This window comes from Propionivibrio sp. (genome assembly GCF_049316945.1).
Classification (GTDB): domain Bacteria; phylum Pseudomonadota; class Gammaproteobacteria; order Burkholderiales; family Rhodocyclaceae; genus Propionivibrio.
The window spans coordinates 1-2,643 of record NZ_JBMOJE010000300.1 but is presented as its reverse complement, the minus strand read 5'-3'; the positions used below and the strand labels follow the sequence as shown (position 1 = coordinate 2,643).

General features: G+C 51.3%; 3 protein-coding genes. 2 read left to right on the top strand and 1 reads right to left on the bottom strand.

The window, feature by feature from the left end:
* Positions 1 to 377: 377 nt before the first annotated feature.
* Positions 378 to 809 carry an NUDIX hydrolase gene (locus tag ACOYNV_RS27270; protein ID WP_422902961.1) on the bottom strand — a complete coding sequence of 144 codons (432 nt, stop codon included), beginning with the start codon at positions 807 to 809 and terminating at the stop codon, positions 378 to 380.
* A gap of 676 nt (positions 810 to 1,485) precedes the next feature.
* Here ACOYNV_RS27270 and ACOYNV_RS27265 point away from each other — a divergent pair.
* Both ACOYNV_RS27265 and ACOYNV_RS27260 read left to right on the top strand, forming a co-directional pair.
* Positions 1,486 to 1,740, top strand: a complete 255-nt coding sequence (locus ACOYNV_RS27265; protein WP_422902960.1) for a hypothetical protein — start codon at positions 1,486 to 1,488, stop codon at positions 1,738 to 1,740.
* Between the two features lie 270 nt (positions 1,741 to 2,010).
* Positions 2,011 to 2,643: inorganic triphosphatase (locus tag ACOYNV_RS27260; RefSeq protein WP_422902959.1), on the top strand; the 633-nt coding region annotated here is incomplete at its 3' end.

Below are 2,643 nucleotides of genomic sequence, written 5' to 3'. Positions count from 1 at the left end.
AGACCGAACGTAATAGCGCAAACTTGATATGTTTATTTATTTACGCCGCCTAACTGCTTGGCCTTGAACCAGCGAAAGTCACTGTGTCGGCGATTGAGACGCGGTGAAAACTCACGGTCTGTCTTCTTCATCACGTAATTGTGCATGTCACGCTCCATCTGACCAGAGCGAGGTCTTCGGCTGCCCACGGATACCGGATTGCATTATCGCACCGCGTTACGCATGCGAGTTTTTTGCGCTCGTACCCTTACAGACCACCGACAGGGGAATCACTCTGTTGGACAATCATTTCAATTCGGATGTTGCGAACGCTCAGTGGCGCCCGCTGCTAGACTTGCTCGTTAGCCGTCACTGAGCGGACGGTTCGCCATCGCGGCTTAGTGGCGCGCCACTTTTTGAAGCAACCCCTTCTTGATGGCGACCCAGGTGGGTTCGTTGAATCTGGACGGCAGTTGCGTGGCCTTGAACCAGCGGAAGTCGCTGTGTTCGCGGTTGAGGCGGGGTGAAAATTCCCGGTCCGCCTGAATCACGTAATAGTGCATGTCCCGCTCGACGTCACCTGAGCGAAGTCTTCGAGTCGCTGTGTGCAGTTTGGCCAGGTGCCGGAGTTTCACATTCAGGCCAGCCTCCTCGTCCAATTCGCGAACAAGTGCTTCCCTTGGACGTTCGCCATCGTCGATGCGCCCACCGAAGAGGTTCCATGCGCCGCCCTTGTTAACCTTGGACGACCGTTTCCCCATCAGAAATTTACCTGTGGCTGAACAGTAAATAACAGCCCAAGCGCCCGGTTGACTGTGTTCTTTTTGCATGTCTGAGTTTAATGTATAAGTGGAGGTCAAAGTCGGATCAAGTTGCGCGTGCATACGATTTATATCGTTTAATTGTTTCCGTTTAATGACACTGCGTCAGGTTCTTATGGTTTTGCCAGAGGCCTTTTGCTCATCAACGCATTCGCCTCAACATTGGTTGGAGACAAAACCAACAGAGTATCTCTGATGTTTGGCCAGCGATATTAGCGTTGGTGAATGACCACATCTTGGTGCTTGAAAGCGGAGTGGCGTATGCGCTGAGCGGCGCTATTGTGGCTGCGATGGTGACGCAGAGTAGTGACTTTTTCCATTTTATACCTGTCATGGCTCTTAACAGAGAAGTGCTGGTCCGCATGCAAAGCCGGAGATTGCGTTAATTTTTCTACGCAGATTCAAAGTATTTGGTCAATTCAACACGTAACGGTTAAATAACCTTAGTCATTTCCGCTGAGCACTTGCTGGCTGATGATGGTATTCAAGTCCCTTCAGATCGCCCTACGGGATTGCGGCAATACTATTTGCCGCTTTCAAAATCAGCAAACCAGTAAAATGATGCCTGAAGATATGACTTGCTGACTGATCATTGAATGTCTGACCTGTCTCAGGTTTTACGATCGGCTGAACAAACGCCGAAAAGCAAATTTTTCATTTTTTTGATTTAAGGATGGATTGAGCCATGGATTCGAAATCACCTTCGGAAGAGTACGTCGAAAGAGCCAAGCGGTTGAGTAAAGACGAATCTGAACATTTGTTGGCGAGAATGCGGGGGCGATTTTCACGCAAAATGGAGAACAAAAAACTGAGCACGACAAAAGCTATAGCATTGCAGCTTGAGTATGAGGATGAGGGACTGGCGGAATGGCGCAAAAGAATGGCTGAATTAAAAAAGTCGCATGAAGGTGTCGAGGTAGCTGTCGGATCAGGCCACTAATATTCATGCAATTGAGGCCGAATTGGGAGCACGTGAGGCGGCAATGATGCAAATGCTTTGCTGATCAGGATTGAAGCGTACGACGTGGCTTACCAGGCCGGCGGGCGTCCCAATCGCCAGCGTTGCTGGAACGTGATCAGCGCCGATGACTTCTGCACACTCTTGCTGAGGCTTATCCGTACGATAAGCTTGGCAATATTAAACGTCGTATGATTCTGGCGATTGGTGCTGATCATGCATGGATAATAACAAATTGGAGAAGTAGTTCGAATGAACACGGAAGTCGAACTCAAACTGCGCTTGCCCCCCTCTCAGGCCAGACGCTTGCAAGATCACCCGCTGTTATCCGAAACGACGCCACAGAGATATCGGCTACTCAACACTTACTATGACACGCCGGAACAGGATCTGCGGCGGCGGGGCATTGCCCTGCGAATACGACGCAAGGACCGCACCGTCTGGCTGATGACGGTCAAAGGCGGTGATCCCGGGGCGGGGGGCCTGGCGCAGCGTAGCGAGTGGGAAGCACCAACGCAACCTGGCGTATTCGATTTCACTATCGTTACCGATCAGGACTTGCGCGAATTTCTGGAGTTGCACCATGGTCGGCTCCAAGCCGTTTTTTCAACTGATTTCACGCGCACCGCCTGGACGCTGAATCGCGCTGGCGAGCGGATCGAACTGGCACTTGATCGTGGCAAGATCAATGCGCCTGCTGCCGGTGACCGTAGCGAACCAATCAGCGAACCGCTATGCGAAGTCGAATTGGAACTGATCAAAGGTGAGTCGCCTGCTGTGCTCTTTGATCTGGCCATCGAACTGTCTGATAATCTGCATCTCCACCCCGAGTCTTACGTCTCTCTCCCGGAGATATTCACGGGTGTCAAACAACCCGCGTTCAGC

Excerpts from the sequence above, each read along its gene's own strand:
- ACOYNV_RS27265 (WP_422902960.1), top strand. The coding sequence starts at position 1,486 with ATGGATTCGAAATCACCTTCGGAAGAGTACGTCGAAAGAGCCAAGCGG.
- ACOYNV_RS27270 (WP_422902961.1), bottom strand. The coding sequence starts at position 809 with ATGCAAAAAGAACACAGTCAACCGGGCGCTTGGGCTGTTATTTACTGT.